Annotated in this window: 15 protein-coding genes and 1 pseudogene; 4 read left to right on the plus strand and 12 right to left on the minus strand. The window is 36.7% G+C overall.

What is annotated here, in order from left to right; translation table 11 throughout:
- The first annotated feature begins 167 nt into the window (after positions 1-167).
- Complete coding sequence (locus tag ACLLO5_RS10100; RefSeq protein WP_413175312.1) at positions 168-818, plus strand: glutathione S-transferase family protein; 651 nt, start codon at positions 168-170, stop codon at positions 816-818.
- A gap of 205 nt (positions 819-1,023) precedes the next feature.
- Here ACLLO5_RS10100 and ACLLO5_RS10105 read toward each other — a convergent pair whose 3' ends face one another.
- From ACLLO5_RS10105 to ACLLO5_RS10115, 3 genes are all read right to left on the minus strand, one after another.
- Positions 1,024-2,004 carry a DnaJ C-terminal domain-containing protein gene (locus ACLLO5_RS10105; RefSeq protein WP_413175313.1) on the minus strand — a complete coding sequence of 327 codons (981 nt, stop codon included), beginning with the start codon at positions 2,002-2,004 and terminating at the stop codon, positions 1,024-1,026.
- 419 nt (positions 2,005-2,423) lie between these two features.
- Positions 2,424-2,879: an AAA family ATPase gene (locus ACLLO5_RS10110; RefSeq protein WP_413175314.1), complete on the minus strand. Its 456-nt coding sequence runs from the start codon at positions 2,877-2,879 to the stop codon at positions 2,424-2,426.
- 229 nt (positions 2,880-3,108) lie between these two features.
- Positions 3,109-4,398 (minus strand): glucose-1-phosphate adenylyltransferase, encoded by a 1,290-nt coding sequence (locus ACLLO5_RS10115; protein ID WP_413175315.1) that lies wholly within the window; start codon positions 4,396-4,398, stop codon positions 3,109-3,111.
- 332 nt (positions 4,399-4,730) lie between these two features.
- Here ACLLO5_RS10115 and ACLLO5_RS10120 point away from each other — a divergent pair, with 332 nt between their 5' ends.
- Genes ACLLO5_RS10120 through ACLLO5_RS10130 form a run of 3 tightly spaced genes read left to right on the plus strand, consistent with a single transcriptional unit; the run spans position 4,731 to position 8,058 of the window.
- Positions 4,731-5,921: an ATP-binding protein gene (locus ACLLO5_RS10120; RefSeq protein WP_413175316.1), complete on the plus strand. Its 1,191-nt coding sequence runs from the start codon at positions 4,731-4,733 to the stop codon at positions 5,919-5,921.
- The gene (locus tag ACLLO5_RS10125) at positions 5,918-6,607 is read left to right on the plus strand and encodes a DUF4276 family protein (protein WP_413175317.1); all 690 of its coding nucleotides are present in this window, start codon (positions 5,918-5,920) and stop codon (positions 6,605-6,607) included. The genes ACLLO5_RS10120 and ACLLO5_RS10125 overlap by 4 nt, the downstream gene beginning before the upstream one ends.
- Before the next feature lie 5 nt (positions 6,608-6,612).
- Entirely contained in the window at positions 6,613-8,058 is a 1,446-nt protein-coding gene (locus tag ACLLO5_RS10130) for a glycoside hydrolase family 13 protein (RefSeq protein WP_413175318.1), read from the plus strand.
- Between the two features lie 196 nt (positions 8,059-8,254).
- Here ACLLO5_RS10130 and ACLLO5_RS10135 read toward each other — a convergent pair whose 3' ends face one another.
- From ACLLO5_RS10135 to ACLLO5_RS10175, 9 genes and pseudogenes are all read right to left on the minus strand, one after another.
- Entirely contained in the window at positions 8,255-8,479 is a 225-nt protein-coding gene (locus tag ACLLO5_RS10135; RefSeq protein ID WP_413175319.1) for a hypothetical protein, read from the minus strand.
- Positions 8,480-8,736: 257 nt separating this feature from the next.
- On the minus strand, positions 8,737-8,982 hold the full coding sequence (locus tag ACLLO5_RS10140) for an HNH endonuclease (protein WP_413175320.1): 246 nt from the start codon (positions 8,980-8,982) through the stop codon (positions 8,737-8,739).
- Positions 8,979-10,166 carry a DUF2252 domain-containing protein gene (locus ACLLO5_RS10145; protein ID WP_413175321.1) on the minus strand — a complete coding sequence of 396 codons (1,188 nt, stop codon included), beginning with the start codon at positions 10,164-10,166 and terminating at the stop codon, positions 8,979-8,981. The genes ACLLO5_RS10140 and ACLLO5_RS10145 overlap by 4 nt, the downstream gene beginning before the upstream one ends.
- A 59-nt stretch (positions 10,167-10,225) precedes the next feature.
- Positions 10,226-10,801, minus strand: a complete 576-nt coding sequence (locus ACLLO5_RS10150; protein ID WP_413175322.1) for a Uma2 family endonuclease — start codon at positions 10,799-10,801, stop codon at positions 10,226-10,228.
- Positions 10,802-10,925: 124 nt separating this feature from the next.
- Positions 10,926-11,141: a type II toxin-antitoxin system HicB family antitoxin gene (locus tag ACLLO5_RS10155; protein WP_413175323.1), complete on the minus strand. Its 216-nt coding sequence runs from the start codon at positions 11,139-11,141 to the stop codon at positions 10,926-10,928.
- Positions 11,128-11,345 (minus strand): annotated as a pseudogene (locus ACLLO5_RS10160) (type II toxin-antitoxin system HicA family toxin). Before ACLLO5_RS10160 ends, ACLLO5_RS10155 begins: the two are co-directional and overlap by 14 nt.
- A 283-nt stretch (positions 11,346-11,628) precedes the next feature.
- On the minus strand, positions 11,629-12,003 hold the full coding sequence (locus ACLLO5_RS10165) for a KGK domain-containing protein (RefSeq protein WP_413175324.1): 375 nt from the start codon (positions 12,001-12,003) through the stop codon (positions 11,629-11,631).
- A gap of 80 nt (positions 12,004-12,083) precedes the next feature.
- The gene (locus ACLLO5_RS10170; RefSeq protein WP_413175325.1) at positions 12,084-14,468 is read right to left on the minus strand and encodes a dynamin family protein; all 2,385 of its coding nucleotides are present in this window, start codon (positions 14,466-14,468) and stop codon (positions 12,084-12,086) included.
- Between the two features lie 54 nt (positions 14,469-14,522).
- Complete coding sequence (locus ACLLO5_RS10175) at positions 14,523-17,030, minus strand: DUF3656 domain-containing U32 family peptidase (RefSeq protein ID WP_413175326.1); 2,508 nt, start codon at positions 17,028-17,030, stop codon at positions 14,523-14,525.
- Positions 17,031-17,095: the final 65 nt, after the last annotated feature.

Here is a 17,095-nt window from a genome sequence, read left to right on the forward strand (position 1 = left end):
GAAAAGGATAATAAATCACTGATGAGGTACAAAAATATTTGCGTTCATCTGCGTCCATCTGTGTTCAATTATTAATTCTTATGCCTCACCGGAATGGGAATAGCTATAACTGATCACTGATAATAATGTAAAATAAGAATTGATAATTTAATTTAAGATATTTGAGCATGATTACACTTTATCATACACCGATTTCTCCAAATTCTCGCCGAGTCTGGATCACACTAATAGAAAAAGAATTGGAATTTGAACTGGTAGAAGTTAAACTAAATGGAGAACAGTTTAAACCTGAATTTTTAGCGATTAACCCTTTTCATCATATTCCCGCTTTGGTTGATGACGGTTTTAATGTAGTAGAATCATTGGCAATTTTAGATTATTTAGAAGCCAAATATCCCACTCCTTCGATGTTGCCAAAAGATGCCAAAGATTTAGCAATTGTGCGAATGGTGGAAATGGTTTGTGTTAATGAATTATTACCTTCATTGACACCAATGATGTCTATAATATTTGATTTACCAGGAAAAAATCCAGAAGCGATTGAACAAGCTAAAACTAAAGTTAGTACAGCATTACAATTTTTTGAGAACCTGTTGGATGAGCGTGAATATTTCGGTAGTGACAGCTTAACTTTAGCTGATGTGGTAGCGGGAAGTATTGTATCGTGGATTCCGCAAACGGGTATTTCCTTAGATAAATATTCAAAATTAAAAGCTTGGTGCGATCGCTTAGTTGCACGTCCAGCATGGCAAACCACCCAAGCGACACCAGAGATGATAGAAGGGTTTAGGAAGTTGTTAATGTCCAGAACGGCATAAAGCAGGTGACAGGTGATAGGTGACAGGTGACAGTAAGATGGGGGAGATGAGGGAGATGAAGAGATGAGGAGATGGGGGAAATATTTTCTTCTTATCCTCCTGACTCCTGACTCCTGACTCCTGACTCCTGACTCCTGACTCCTGACTCCTGACTCCTGACTCCTGACTCCTGACTCCTGACTCCTGACTCCTGACTCCTGCCTCCTTATAATTTAACCTGTGCCAAATGACTGCGGGGGTTGTAAGTACGGATAGCCCGGATTTTTTCATAATATTCCCTCTCTTGTGGGCTGAGGTCTTTTGGAGGTGCGATCGCCACCTTCACCATCTGATCGCCACGTCCACCTTTAGCTAGAGGCCAACCCTTACCACGTAAACGCAGAGACTGACCAGAACGAACTCCTGCCGGCAACTTCACATTTACATTACCATCGGGTGTGGGTACATCAATAGCAGCACCCAAAGTAGCTTCATCGGGAGTGATTAGCACTTCACAAACCAAATTATCACCTTCCATTTGGAAAAAAGAATGGGGTTGTAATTCTATTTTTAAATACAAATCTCCCCGTTGTTGAGTCATGGGGTTAACTGGACCCTTACCCCGCACCCGCAGACGAGTACCAGTTTTTGCACCTGCGGGAATGCGAACATCAATTGTTTCGTTACCTAAATTGAAGCGTTTTTGAACTCCACTGAATGCCTCAGCAAAAGTTAAACTAATAACAGCTTCGCTATCTTGGGCTGAACCTACACCTGCATCTGGAAACCCAAAATCGTTAAAACCGCCACTTGGTCTACCAGTAGACGTGCGATAAGAGTAACCTTGTCTGTTAGTACGAGGTCCTGCGCCACCAAATAATTCATTAATGAAATCATTAAAACTACCGTATTGACTGAAGTCAAAACCGCCCATATCAGCACCCGCAGCACCACCAGGGAAGCCTTCACCGACCTGCTTCCAGTATTGACCGTATTGGTCATATTTTTTGCGTTTATCTGGGTCAGAGAGAACTTCGTAAGCTTCGTTAACTTCTTTAAATTTTGCCTCTGCTTGCTTGTTACCAGGGTTAACATCAGGGTGGAACTTACGAGCGAGTTTACGAAAAGCTTGTTTAATGTCTTCTGGACTGGCAGTTTTACTGATTCCTAAAATTGAGTAATAGTCCTTGAAGTCAGTTGCAGCCATTTACCAGCCTCCTGTAAAAATTTAGGTTATGTTTTTTTCTAAGATATGAGATTTACTGTTTGCCTAGTCTAATGCCAGGCAAAAGAATTCTGATATTAAATTAGCAAACAATATCAAAAATCTAGTGTGGTTGTTGCTCATCGTGCCAGCGAAATTACCGTACTCTTGAGGAGGCAGAAGGCAGGAGGCAGAAGGCAGGAGTCAGGAGTCAGGAGTTCAGAAGTTCAGAAGTATGGCTAACGCCACGCTTCGCTATCAGGAGTTCAGGAGTTCAGGAGTTCAGGAGTATGGCTAACGCCACGCTATGCCTTCGGCACACTACGTGAACGCTATCAGGAGTTCAGGAAGAAGAAAGAATTAATTTTCTCCCCCATCCTCCCCATCTCCCCATCTCCCCTGCTCCCCTTCTGCTCCCCACCTTACTTATAAATGATTTCGTCTAGTCCTTCTTCTAAGCTAGGAGGAGCATCCCGGAGTTGACGGTGCATTCGCAAAATAACGTCTTCAGGAACTTGGCGATCGCGCTTTTTATTACGTGCTAAACACAGCCAAACTGGAGTTTTTATCCATAGTCCAGTAATGTGAGTAAAACCGATTTCACGGGCTAATTCTATGATTTCCCGGCGATTTCTTCTTTGGGCGTTGGTAGCATCGAAAATAGTGCAGATACCTACAGTAGTAGCTTGCTGAAATTGTCTTCCTATTTCCCTCCAAATCAACAGCCATGAACCCTGAATAGCTTGAGAACCAAATATTTGCCCCCGGATGGCATCTGTAGAAATTAGCTGCATCTGGGGGCTGTCAGTCAGCAATTGTTTTGCTAAAGTTGATTTACCGCTACCAGGAAGACCAATCAGCAAAAGTAGTTTAGTCATTGGGAATAGGTGACAGGTGACAGGGAACAGGTGACAGGTGACAGTAAGCAGGGGAAGCAGGGGAAGCAGGGGAGGAAAATTAAAAGTCAAAAGTCAAAATTAAAGAACTTATGCCTTCTGACTCCTGACTCCTGACTCCTGATAGCGCAGCGTGGCGTAAGCCATACTCCTGAACTCCTGACTTCTACCTCTTGCCTCTTGCCTCTTGCCTTTTCCCAATTATCAGTGACTAAATAACTGTTCCATCGGGAATTACAGCATTTTTGAGAACAACCACAATTCCACTACGGATGAAAAAGCCTTGTTTTTCGCGTTCGGCTTCTTGGACGTTATCTTTATTGATAATTTTGACATCGTGACCGATACGGGCATTTTTATCAATGATGGCTCTGCGAATGATGGTGTCTGTGCCAATACCTACAGGGATATCACCTTGTTCTAGGCTACATTGGCGTTCAACAGATGGTTGATAATAGTCAGCACCCATGAGTAGGGATTCTTCAATTATACAGCCTGATTCAATTCGCGATCGCACTCCCAAAACTGAATGCTGAATTCGGCAATTTTTCAAAATACAACCTTCGCCAATCATTGATTCTGTAATATCACAATTCAAGAGTTTAGACGGAGGTAAATAACGAGCGCGAGTATAAATTGGTGCTGCTTCATCGTAGAAGCTAAAAGGCGGCATTGGTTGTTGAGTCAGGGCTAAATTAGCCTCATAAAAGGCTTCAATTGTTCCAATATCTTCCCAGTAGTCATCAAATAAGAAAGCTTGAACGTTGTGATCTTTAGCTGCATCAGGAATAATTTCTTTACCAAAATCAGTCCGTTCTAAAGATTCTTTCAACAGTTTGATCAAAACATCTTTTTTAAAGACATAAATCCCCATCGAAGCGATGTAGGGTTGTAATTGTGCCTGTTCTTTTGTTAACCCCAATACCGTAGTATCGACACGCATTTGCGCTAAAGCTTCACCTTTGGGTTTTTCACTAAAGTCAATGACCCTACCAGAGTTGTCGATTTTCATCAAACCAAAATCTGAGGCGCGGCGATCGTCTATGGGGATGACAGAAAGTGTAATATCAGCATTTGTGTCTCTGTGACGCTGGATAAACTGACGGTAATCCATGCGGTAGAGGTGATCACCGGAAAGAATTAGAAATTCATCTACATCCCAATCCTGCAACATCCAAATGTACTGACGCACAGCATCCGCTGTACCTTGAAACCAGTTGGGGTTTTCTGGAGTTTGCTGTGCAGCTAACACTTCCACAAATCCATCACTGAAGCCGCTAAAATTGTAAGCACGTGCAATGTGGCGATTCAGAGAAGCTGAGTTGAATTGTGTCAGAACGTAGATTTTAAAGATTTCTGAATTAATGCAGTTGCTAACAGGGATATCTATTAACCGATACTTCCCAGCCACTGGTACTGCGGGTTTTGCGCGGAGTTTGGTTAGCGGATAAAGCCGAGTACCCGCACCCCCACCAAGTATGATTGCTAAAACTTTTTTCACAAAATTTCTCCAGACTGCCTTTCAACTCTCACCTACAGTTTAGGACTATGAGTGGCAGCTGATAAGGGGGGATCAAAGAATCTTGGGGAAGAATTTTTGAGATGGGGGTCTAGTGGGGAAAATAGAACTAATGTATTAATTATAGTAGAGACTGGGAAGGGGTGGATAGGGTGCGATCGCTCTACATACAACCAAGATAATCATTTTGGGTTAAGCAATAGGGAATTCCAAACCACGGGCTAATGTTTTCCTGGAGCATAAAAATTAGTATGATTGCGAAAGAACTATAATAGGCTCTTGTCTCCTTAATTCAGCGTAAAAAGTGTAACTATATGAGATTAGACTTTGTAGAATATGGTGAGGATCAAGGTAAGCCCAGTCAGTGGCGTTTAGATGGTTGTCAATTAGGTAATGTAAATTTAATAGTTGGTAAAAATGCCTCTGGCAAATCGAGAACACTTAGAGCTATTAACTTTATATCTAATTTATTATCTGGTGACAAAGTTATTAGACCTGATGGTAGGTTAAGAGAGTGGAAATTAATTTTTGATTCTGATCAAGAAGATCGGAAAAAAGTTTATATTTTACAAGCTGAAAATGGACAGGTAGTCAAAGAAATTTTTACTATTGGTTCTAAGACTTACCTGGATAGGAAAGAATCAGGTGAGGGAAAAGTTTGGGCTGAAAAATTAGATCAAGATATTGATTTTCAAACACCCCTGGATGGAGTGGCAATTTTTAAACGTAGAGATTCTATCCAGCATCCTCAATTTGAAGAAATTTACAAGTGGGCAACCCTATTGAGATATTATGAATTTGGCACAGAATTAGGAAAACGTTATCTTGGTTATTTTGGTTCAGCTAAAGCTAATGCAAAAAATATAGATTTAAAAGATACAGATAGAGTAGTTGATATATTCACTTCAGGACAAAAGGAATTGGGAGAAAATTTCATTACAGCCATAAAATCAGATATGTTATCTATAGGTTACAACATATCTGAAATAGAAACCAAAATACCAGCATCAGTTCAATTGTTTGATGAAGATGATGAAATCCCCATTAAACCACAATGCCTTTATGTTCAAGAAAATGATCTAAAAGCAAAAACTGAACAAGGATTAATATCCCAAGGAATGTTTAGAGCATTATCTTTAATAATTCAATTAAACTATTCACTGTTAGCTAAAAAACCTAGTTGTATTTTAATAGATGATATTGGGGAAGGACTCGATTTTGAAAGAGCATCAGCAATGATTAAGTTACTTATTAATAAAGCCGAAACCGAAAATGGATTAGTTCAGCTAATAATGACAACAAATGACAGATTTATTATGAATGGTGTTCCTTTAGAATATTGGTCAGTTATTGAAAGGAAACCTGGATTAGCCAAACTTCATAATATACATAATTCAAAAGAAATATTTGATGATTTTAAGTTCACGGGTCTAAATAATTTCGATTTTTTTGCTACTCAATTTTATAAGGAGGGTTTTGGTAATGAGGAGAATATAGAAGAGTGAAGAAATTAGCCATTTTTGTGGAGGGGCAAACTGAACAAATTTTTGTCGAAAAACTGCTGAGAGAAGTTGCTGGGAAAAATCAGATTGCTATAGAAATTAAATCTCAGGAAGGAAGAAAATTTGCTCAGGTAATAATGACAGATGCTGTCACTGCTGCAACAAAATTTTATGTGTTAATCTATAACTCTGGTGGTGAAACAAGGGTTGCATCAGACATAAAAGACCAGTACAATTCACTAACTGAATCGGGCTATGAAAGAATCATAGGATTACGTGATATTTATCCAAACAAGAAATCAGATGTGCAAAGGGGTGTAAACTTCGTCTTGACGCAAATCAATATAGTAATACCCACAAATGTAGTCCTTGCTGTTATGGAAATAGAAGCATGGTTTTTAGCAGAATATCATCATTTTATCGAAATAGATGCCAGTTTAACACTAGAGCTAATTCATAAAAGTTTTGGATTTAATCCGAAAACTGATGATATGGAAGCAATATCTTGCCCTCATGAGTCTCTACATAAAATTTATCAACTTGTAGGTAAAGCTTACAGAAAGACAAAAAATCACGTAGAGAGAACTGTCTTGAATCTAAATTACGATTTTTTGTATATGAACCTTGCTAATAGTGTTCCTAGTCTGGGAGAATTTATTGGATATATTGATAAATTCATAAGTTCTTAGTAAATATGCAGATTCACACACCAGACTGGGTTAAACACGCGGTTTTCTACCAAATCTTCCCTGATAGATTTGCTAAAAGCACACAACCCCATAAACGATTATTGAATAATGCAAAATGGGAAGATTGGGATGCTTTTCCCACACTCCAAGGTTATAAAGGTGGGGATTTATGGGGAGTTGTAGAACAATTAGACTATATTCAAAGTTTAGGAATTAACGCTATTTACTTTACTCCCATTTTTCAATCTGCTTGTAATCACCGTTATCACACCCATGATTACTATCAAGTTGATCCAATTTTGGGAGGAAATGAAGCATTTAAAGAATTGTTAGATGCAGCACATCAACGTAATATTAAAGTTGTGCTTGATGGTGTTTTTAATCATGCAAGTCGGGGTATATTCTTCTTTCACGACATTTTAGAAAATGGACCCCATTCACCTTGGGTCGATTGGTTTAAAATTCAAGGTTGGCCACTTGCACCTTATACGGGTGATGCACCTGCAAATTATGAAAGTTGGGCGGGTATTCGTTCTTTACCAGTATTTAACCATGATAACCCGGAAGTTCGGGAATATATTATGGAAATTGCCGAATATTGGATTAAATTCGGTATTGATGGATGGCGTTTAGATGTACCTTTTGAAATTAAAACTCCCGGTTTTTGGCAAGAATTTAGACAACGAGTAAAAGCCATAAATCCTGATGCTTATATCGTGGGGGAAGTTTGGACAGATTCCCGTCAGTGGTTGGATGGAACTCAATTCGATGGGGTGATGAATTATTTATTTACGGGTCCGACTATTGCATTTACCGCAGGCGATCGCGTAGATTTACAACAGGTAGAAGGACGTGCTTATGAAACCTATCCACCGTTATTTGCTGCTGAATACGCGGAAAAAATTGAGGAATTATTGAAGCTTTATCCTTGGGAAATTCAGCTAACCCAACTTAATTTACTCGCAAGTCATGATACAGCCAGATTAATTACCATTGCCGGTGGTGATATTGCTAGTATGGAATTAGCAACTTTGCTTTTATTAACTTTTCCCGGTGCGCCAAGTGTGTATTATGGTGATGAAGTTGGTTTACCAGGTGCATTAGATCCTGATTGTCGTCGTGGTTTTCCGTTAGCAGCAAATTGGAATTTGGAAATACTGGAAACTCACAAACAATTAATTTCACTACGTCATCAATATCCAGCTTTGCGGATTGGTAATTATCAAGTTATTTATGCAGAAAGAACACTGTATGTATTTGCGCGAATTTTGGGAAATGAAGAGTTAATTATTGCAGTGAATGTGGGTAATGAGTCAGTTACAGCTAATTTTGATTGTATTCAATTACAACATCAACCACAAACATTACTGTATGGAAACTGTGAAATAAAATGGAATGATAAAAATATTGATCTTAACATTCCTGCACGGAGTGGTTGCATTTTTGGTTAAAGATGTATATCCGTTCTTACCTGTTAAAAAGGGGTATAAAGTTCTCAAAAGTCCCTCTTAATAAGCTGTACATTAAGAAGTTGACATCTGTTTTATCAGCAATAAAAAACCCTGGTGACACTAGCCAGGGTTATTAGGAGAAATAAAAATGACAACTAGATAAATATACACAACGAAGCTAAAAATTTTAGCTTTTTTAAAGCTTTTTCCGTAAGGTGCTTAAAAAACCAAAAAACCCTATTTTGGTAACAGAAGATGGCTTATATTGACTGTATTGCATCATTTCTGCTTCTAACAGACGTGCTAGATTTTCGTCCATGTTTGTTCTAGCTATCTGCAAGCGATTTTCTAGGCTTTTTTGCATATTTGCTTGATGGATTTTTGAAGCTTCTTCAGATGCTTGAATTCTATTTCCATTCATATTTAGTGTTTCAACAAAAAAATGTAGCCGTAATTAATTTAATTTAATTTGACTAGTTAATATGTATATCTCAAATTAAATGAGAATAATATTGTCAGAATTGCGGTTTTTTGTACGATTTTGATCAGTAAAAACGCTACTATCTATCAGCCATACCTTTCCGTAGACTTGACATATCTATACGTAGGTGTAATCATTGCTAACATAGCTGCGCTAAATTAACAGCGAAAACACCATTAAAAATGTTGGTACATTGGTTAAATGTCAAAATAGCGGTGAAAACGATGGTCAATTTTATTTGTTTTACTTTTATTGCAAGTTAAACAGAGAGTTTGTAAATTGCTAATATCGTTTTTTCCACCACGAGACAAAGGGATAATATGATCAATGCTGAGGTTAGTTTCTTGGGAAGTTTTACCGCAGCTTTGACACTGATATTTATCCCTTTGGTAAACATAGTTTCTCACTTCTGGAGGTATGGGAATGCGGGGGGTTTTATTCATTGTGATTGACGAAATTCTTCAAAATCTTGGTTAACTTTTTCAGAGTAATTGCGTGAATATTCTATAATAGAATTATGCCATTCAGAAGATTTCGCAAAATCAATTAATTCATCTGCAATTGCAGAACCTTGTCTTCCGCTACTGCGTAGTTGATCCCACGCTGTAACTTCAGCCATTGTTTGAATTAACTTTTCTAACCGTCCTATTTTTCCATCCCAAGCTTGCAAACTAACTTTATCTTGTTCTGGTTGCAACTCCCGTAAAACATAAGCTTTCTCACCATCATTGATTGCTTCTAATAATGCTGGTGGAGTTCCTTGAAAGCGTTTTTGAATTGCCACAACTCTCTCACCAGGAGTTTCCCATTGTGGTTGAGATACTGTTACATAAGGTTGTAAAGAACTGGGATGAGTTTCTTTGAAATCTAATAAATAATTTTCATCAGGAGAACCATGACCTTCTACTAAAATGATATAACGTTCTAAACCTAGACTACCATTACCTGCTATGCGTTTTTCAACATCGAGAATTTGATAAAAATCGGCATTTTGATTTGTCGTATTATGCCAATTTCTAATTAATTTTTTAATCTTTTTCTGTTCCGTATCTGTAGCTTTTGCAATTCGTTTATCATCAACTACCAAACTTCGCTTACCTTTCTTTTCTTTGGTGTATTTATCTAAAAATTTAGACCGTTTTCGGTTTTCCAGAATGTCTAATAAGTCCTTAACTAAACCTGTCGCAGTTTCTTTTTCTACAGTTCTTGGTTTTCCCTGTGCAAGAGTTTCGGTGTAAGTTTTTAGATATATATCGCTTAAATGTAGAGATTCTGCATCATTGATACCCACAGCATGAGAACCAACAATGATACTAGTGATAAATCTAACTAAATCATAAGTACAAGGTGCAAGAACAGATTCGTCAAAATCATTAATATCAAAATAAACTAAACGATTATCACCTTTATAACTACCGAAGTTTTCTAGATGTAAATCACCACATATCCACGTTAGAGGTGCAGAGTTGAGAGATGAATCTTGAGGAAAATCTTCATAGAATAAATGACAAGTTCCGCGAAAGAAGGAAAATGGATCTGTAGCGAGTTTTTTGAATTTTAACTGTAATAATTCTGGATCACGTCCGTTGTTGAATTTGTCGATTCTGGTTTTGATGTTGTTTGACATATATGGATGTTGTTTGAATCAGGATTTTCTGGATTTACAGGATGTAGTTGATAATTAACTTAACGAATTAAACCAGCATTTTTAAATATATCATACGGTGTAATTTGCAAATCTGGTAATACCTCATGACTGATAATTTGTTGACCTCTAAAAGTATTAGGGAGAGAAGAGGATGTAAAAACTGTGATAGTTTGAGATATTGTATCTACTACCCAAACTAAGCAAATTCCAGCTTGCAAATAATAAGTAGCTTTTTCAATCATATCTCCAAAAGTTTGACCAGGAGAAATAATTTCAATTACTAATTCTGGTGTAACTGGACAAGCTTCATCTTTTAACCAGTCAATGGGAAGACGTTGGTAGGAAACATAGATTAAATCAGGTACGGGTATCCAATCTTGTTGATTTCTGGTTAATTTTACACTCCATTCAACAACAACGCGGCCCTTTTCTTGCGCCCATTTAGATAATAATATAAATAGTGATCCTGTGGTCGAACCGTGAAAAAATTTAGGAGACATTTGCTCATTTTTATACTTAGGTAAAGCTTCACCGTTAACGAATTCATATATAGTGTCACTTTCAGGAAGTGCGAGAAATTCTTCGATGGTAAGTTTATTTTTAACTTTAATCATAGTTAGTTGTCAGGATTTTCTGGATGTAGTTTTTGTCGGAATCATGATTTACAATTCCCCAATTTATTATGATCAATTATTCATCAGATGCAAAGATTATGGCAATAATTCAGGGATATTTGATTTATGCAGCTTGATTAAATGTTGGTTTTGTAAGGGTTTCACCTGTTGTTTGATAAGCGATTACTAATGATTCTAAAGCCTCGATTCCATTATTAACTGCTTCTTGATAATTGTCTCCATGTGTCCGCCAAGTTTGTCCAGGAAATTCTGGAAACCCTACTAAGAAAGACTTATCTTCTGACCATTGAATTATCATTTGATATTTAAGATTCATCATTTCCTGTTTTACCTTCTATTTCTTTAATGGCTTGTTTGACCTCTTTTTCTTGATACTTTTTGGCATCTGTACTATCTTTACCAGAAATAGTTATTTCCCATTATATAATGGATGTATCCAGTTAGTGTGAGTTCCTTCGCCTGGAATTTCTGTAAACCCTGCTTGTTTAAGCATTTGTTTTAGTTCTCGGATTTTCTTAGGCATTTATTTAATATTGTTCAGAATCAGGATTTATAGAATATGGTTCAATGTTTATATTTTTATATTTGGTGATTTTAGAATATTTTCTCAGTATATTTCACCAATTATACTAATATTTATCTCGTTAATTATCAGTTTTAACATAAATTAATTTTTGACTTTTTATCAAATCCTAATTCTCATAATTAATAATCCTGAAAATCCTTAAATCCTGATTCTGAAAATTAAACGATTATAAATCGCTCGCGTCTACACAAACAAAGTTCACCTCAGTGGACTAATTAATTTATGATGTAGCTTCGTTTATCTTACGTCGTAAATCATCAAGGGGTGATTCTGGTTCTTTGATTTCTACATTTTCTTCTTCAACATAAAATTCAATGCTGAGTTTAAATTTTACTTTTCCTTTCTTCCAAGATTTAGAACCTAAGTTTAGCATTTTGACATCCATACCTTCTTTGAAAGATTCAGTATTATAATGTCTGTTTTGTAAATAATAAATTTTTTGTCTCCTTAATGCTTCCCACAAAGAACTCAAAAAATTTGTATCACTCCCTATGGATTCAAATGCTTGTTTCAATTTACTAACTTTATAAGTTAAATCATTGCATTCAATCACATCTTCATCATTACAATCTATCAACTTAAAATTATCTTCCATCTCTTTCTTCCTTTGCATCTTTGCGCGAAATTTAAAATTAGGTGAACACAGAAAAACCTGCATTCACCCCAAGTATTATACTATACCTCTTCTCCCCCAATTACAGGCAGTAAATGTTCATATAACTGCATCGCTTGTAAACAGCTATTAATTCCTGTGACTGCTGTATTATACTCTTGAATTTTCCCCTCAACCTCACTCAACAAACGTTGATTATTAGCAATCTTTTCCTCAGCTTCCTGTTGCAAAGTCTTTTCTAAATAAGCACGTGCATGGGGATATTGTTGTAAAATATCGTCAGCTTGTTTTTCACCCATTGGTAACAACTGAGTTTTAATAGTTTGGTTGATAGTTTGACGGAAAGATTTACGAATGGTGTGGGAGACTTTCGGTTCAAAGTCTAACTTCAATAATTGTCTAATTGCAGGTTCAGCTTCGATGATACTTTCTGCGTCGTAACTTTGGGAAGTTTGTTGTAATGTTTGCCGAAATTGATAGATTGAAAATGTGCCTTCATCGTAAAATCTGGGACTTTCTCTCACAAAGCGATCACACTCTACACTTGCAGCACTTACTAAAGCTTGAATAATAACTTTTTCTATCAATTTGACCTCTGATTCTATTCCTCCATCATTACCTAATAAGCGATACAATTGGCGATAATATTCTGATTTTCTAATCTTTTCCATTAACTGTTGAAATAGATTAGCAATTACTTGTTGACAAGATTCAATTAAAATATCTTCCAATTGATTTGATAGATAATAAAAAGCCTCTACTAAAATAGCCAGTAAAGGTGCAGTTGCATTGCGGGGATGACTCAACGTTGCACGACGGTAAGCATCAGCTATGGAAAATGTATCTAATAATTCATCAAGACGACGAATCATTCGTGATTGTAATTGTCGAAAATCAGACTCAAATTCTTCACAATTATTATTAATTAGTTTGTTGACTTCATCATTAATATGATGATGAAAATCTCTTCCCACTTGCTGGAGTTGCTGGTTTAATTTTTGCAACTCATATTCTTTCATACTTTCGATTTCTCGCGGTTGACTATCTAAGTCAATCTGCACACTTTGATAATGTTTCTTGAGTTTAATACAAACATCTCCTAAGTCATCAGCGAGATTTTTAAATAACTGCGGACGTTTTTCTTCTGTGAGATAGCGGGTAATTGATGTACGAAATTCTTCAATTCCACTATCTTGAATGAGTTGGTTAATTAACGGTGTTCCCTGTTCACTTAAAATTCTCACATAATTTTCATTGGGAGTTTCAAAGCTGTTAACAGAAATACGGAATTGACTGGGAGATAGTTTTCCAGAATTAGCACAATAACGATTAAATTCATTCACAAATTGCGGTGTTTCTTCTTTCCCATCCAAGCTTTTGACACTTTCTGCAAAAATTGAATCTAACCCAAATCTATCTAATCTCGTCGTCTGTTTAAGTTGACTTCCGTAAAAACCTAGTAAACCACTGGTTTTATAAACTCTCCTACTATCCCGAAATTGGCTGTTAATTAAATCTTCTAATCTTTGTCTAAGTTGGTTATTGTACCAAGTTTCATCTATGCGGTTAAAGATATAAAAAACTCTGTCTCTTATTCCTGAATTTTCCCGCATTGTTTCTAACAGTTCTGTTTCTTCTTTTGTCATATCTCCTGCTGACGCAGGTTTAAGAACACAGACTACTGCTGATGTATCTGAATGTTGAATTTTGGCATAAGTTAATTGTGCATCTTTCTCGACAGGTGCATCAATTCCTGGTGTATCAATAATGATGTTACCATCTTCTAAAAGCGGATGATGACAGTAATATTCAATCCGTTTTAAAACTGCGCTATTACTACCACGTCGCGCATATCCAGCAGCTTCTTTGAGGTTAGAAAAGTTAAACTGTTCCATTGAATATGTCGCATTTGTAAACGGATGAATACGTTCTCGGTTTGCTACATATCCATCTAACAATAAAATCAATGCTTTTGCTTGTTTTGCGCGTTCTGATTTACTTTCCCCTCCTTCTTGTTGAATAATTGCTTGACAACCTTGATGCAATAAATCAATTACATCAGGTTTATTAATACTTTCAACAGTATTAAATCCCAATTGTTGACACAAAAAAATAGCTTGTTCTCTGATTTCTGCTTCACTTAAAAAAGTTAAAACCACTCTTTCTGCATCTGTTGGTGCATACTCAATTTTACATTCTGTCCCAGTTGCGTGTCCTTCTGCGCTATATAACAATTCTCTCTCTAATAGGGCATTAATCAACATTGATTTACCCGCACTAAAAGCACCTGCAAACACAATCTCAAATCTAGGAGAAACAGCTTTATCTAAAGATATATGCACAGAAGTAATATCCTGAGAACGCAAAGCCGCTTCTTGGTGTAAAAGTTGTAAGATAGATTCGACTTGTGATTGCAGTTGCTGACATTGGGGTGCTAAATTTGACATAATAAGTAGTAAAAACAGTTTATAAGTATTGTATACTACTTATAGCTAGGTTAGTTACATCATACTCAATGCACCACGAGTTACACCTAGTTGATTTTGTAACTTCAATTTTTGCCAAAGTTGAGAACCTGTGATTTCTCCTTGCAAAAGTTGTTGATAATAATCTATTGTTTTCTTTACTTGTTCTGGTGTCTCGTTGAGAAATTCAATTCTCAAATGTTGTAACCCCAAACTAATTAATCTCTGCACATATTCCGCACCAGTTTGTGCAGTACCGTTATATACTGTGTTTCGACATCCTGCGTCTGCTTTAAGAATGTGTTCACTACCTACTCTATCTCTTATTTTTACTTCCTGTTTTTCGCAAGGTCTACCGCAGTTGGTGTAATCTGTTCCTTCCGATAGGAAAGCACAAAATACGCAGTGTTCCATGTGAAACATGGGTATATATTGATGTATTGTGACTTCAAAATGTTGTGCTGGGTAATTTGTAATTAAATCTTCGAGTTGGTTAATATTTAAGTCGTAGGATGCTGTTAACCGTTCTAAATTAAAACGTTTTTTCAAGTAATCTGCGGTTAAAGGATTAGCAATATTTAAAGAAAAATCAGCAATACATCTTTCATTGGCAAAATATTCTAACTGGTCATAATTTCTGATTAAATAACCATCAGCATCAGCATCTTTCACTTGTTTTAAAATCCAAGTTTCTCCAGGTTTTGATATCCGGGGTGGTGCTACAAAGATACTGGGGACTGGGTTAGTTGAAGAATGTCTCCATTCTCTGAATATTTTTACTGCTTCTCGATAGTTGCGGGGGTTTTCAAATTCACAGTATATGGTATTAATATCTGCTTGTAATGCTACTTGGAGTTGGTTGATGTTTCTGACTAAAACAATTAGGGAAACAGAAGCATAAGCAGGGGAAGATTCAGGTGTGATTAAATCTTGCCATTTTCCATGATGATTTAATTGCCACAGTTTGGGTTTACGTCTTAATGCTTCTAACTGGGTGACAATTTCCCGACGCATTTTATTTAATTCGCTGACGGGTAACATTGCATGACATTTGATGTTATTTGTGATAGTTCCTAAACAAAAAGCTGTGTTGCCTAAACGTCCCAATTGTTCTTTTAATTTTTCTGTGGTTAGGGGTTTAGTGTGTGCTTCAAACAGTAATATTTCCGATTCTACCTTAACTATATTACCAATTTCATCACGAGCAACAGCTATTAATTTTTCTCCTATCTCCCCATAAACTTCTATATTAATAGGTCTGGTAAATTGGGGATATTCTCCATCATAACTTTGACGGATTTGTTTATCTAACTCTGGATCACTTGTTTTCCAAACTTTATTACCTCTATGGATTCTTAGCAAATTCACATCATCTCTACCAAAAGTTAAAATTACCTCGTTTCCTTTTTCGATCACTCCATATATTCTTCCACCTTCTTCTCGCGTTTCTGGATGTCCACTGTCAAAAACCACACCATCACCAGGTTTAACAGGTGCTGCTATTTTCACTGTTATTTGTTCATTTCTAACGCGGGTTACTTCTCCTAAATAAACACCGCGTTTCTTACCGAAGTTTGCGTGAACTAATTCTTGATTATTTATTCCTTCAAACCAACCTGTATAAAGTCCGCGAGAAAATGCCATTTCTAAATTATATTGGTCTTTATTTTGAACAGAGATCGTTTTTTGTAAAGAAGTTTCATCTGCTATTCTATCTAATGCTTTTCTATAAACTTGAGTGACATTAGCAACATATTCTGGTGCTTTTAATCTTCCTTCAATTTTTAAAGATGTCACCCCAGATTTAACTAACTCTGGTAAAACTTCTAAACCGGATAAATCTTGAGGACTAAGTAAATATTTGCGATTACCTAAATCAACAACTTCACCATCTGCAATTAAATCATAAGGCATTCTACAAGCTTGAGCGCATTCTCCCCTATTTGCAGAACGTCCTCCTAATGCTTCGCTGGTTAAACATTGTCCAGAGTATGCGATGCACAAAGCACCATGAACGAAAACTTCTAAAGGTAGGGAAGTATTTTTTAGGGATATTTGTTGTTGAATTTTATTAATTTCTTTAATAGAACATTCTCGTGCTAAGACTACTAATTGACATCCCAACGATTTGGCAAATTCTACTCCCGCAGCACTAGTAATAGTCATCTGGGTGGAAGCGTGAATGGGAAAGTCGGGGGAAAGATGACGAATTAAACGACAAATACCAATATCTTGCACAATGACAGCATCAACACCAGCAGAAATGATGGTTTTGAGGTATTGCTGTGCTTGGGTTAGTTCCTGGGGAAAAATCAGGGTATTGAGAGTGATATAACCTTTGACTCCCCGCAGGTGCAAAAATTCCATTAATTCCGGTAAATCTTCTTCGGTGAAATTCTCAGCCCGCATTCTCGCGTTAAACTTGTCTAAACCAAAATAAATTGCATCTGCACCATTTTCTACTGCTGCTTCTGCACATTCCCAGTTACCCGCAGGTGCTAGGAGTTCGGGGAGTTTAATTTTTGGTGTGGTGGTGCTTGTCATTTCGATTAGTCTGGATTTACGTCAGCTTATAGATTGTATCTAAGTTGGTGGGAGGTTGTGGGAGT

It is taken from the genome of Anabaena azotica SJ-1 (assembly GCF_047275885.1).
In the GTDB taxonomy this organism is placed as follows: domain Bacteria; phylum Cyanobacteriota; class Cyanobacteriia; order Cyanobacteriales; family Nostocaceae; genus Trichormus_B; species Trichormus_B azotica_A.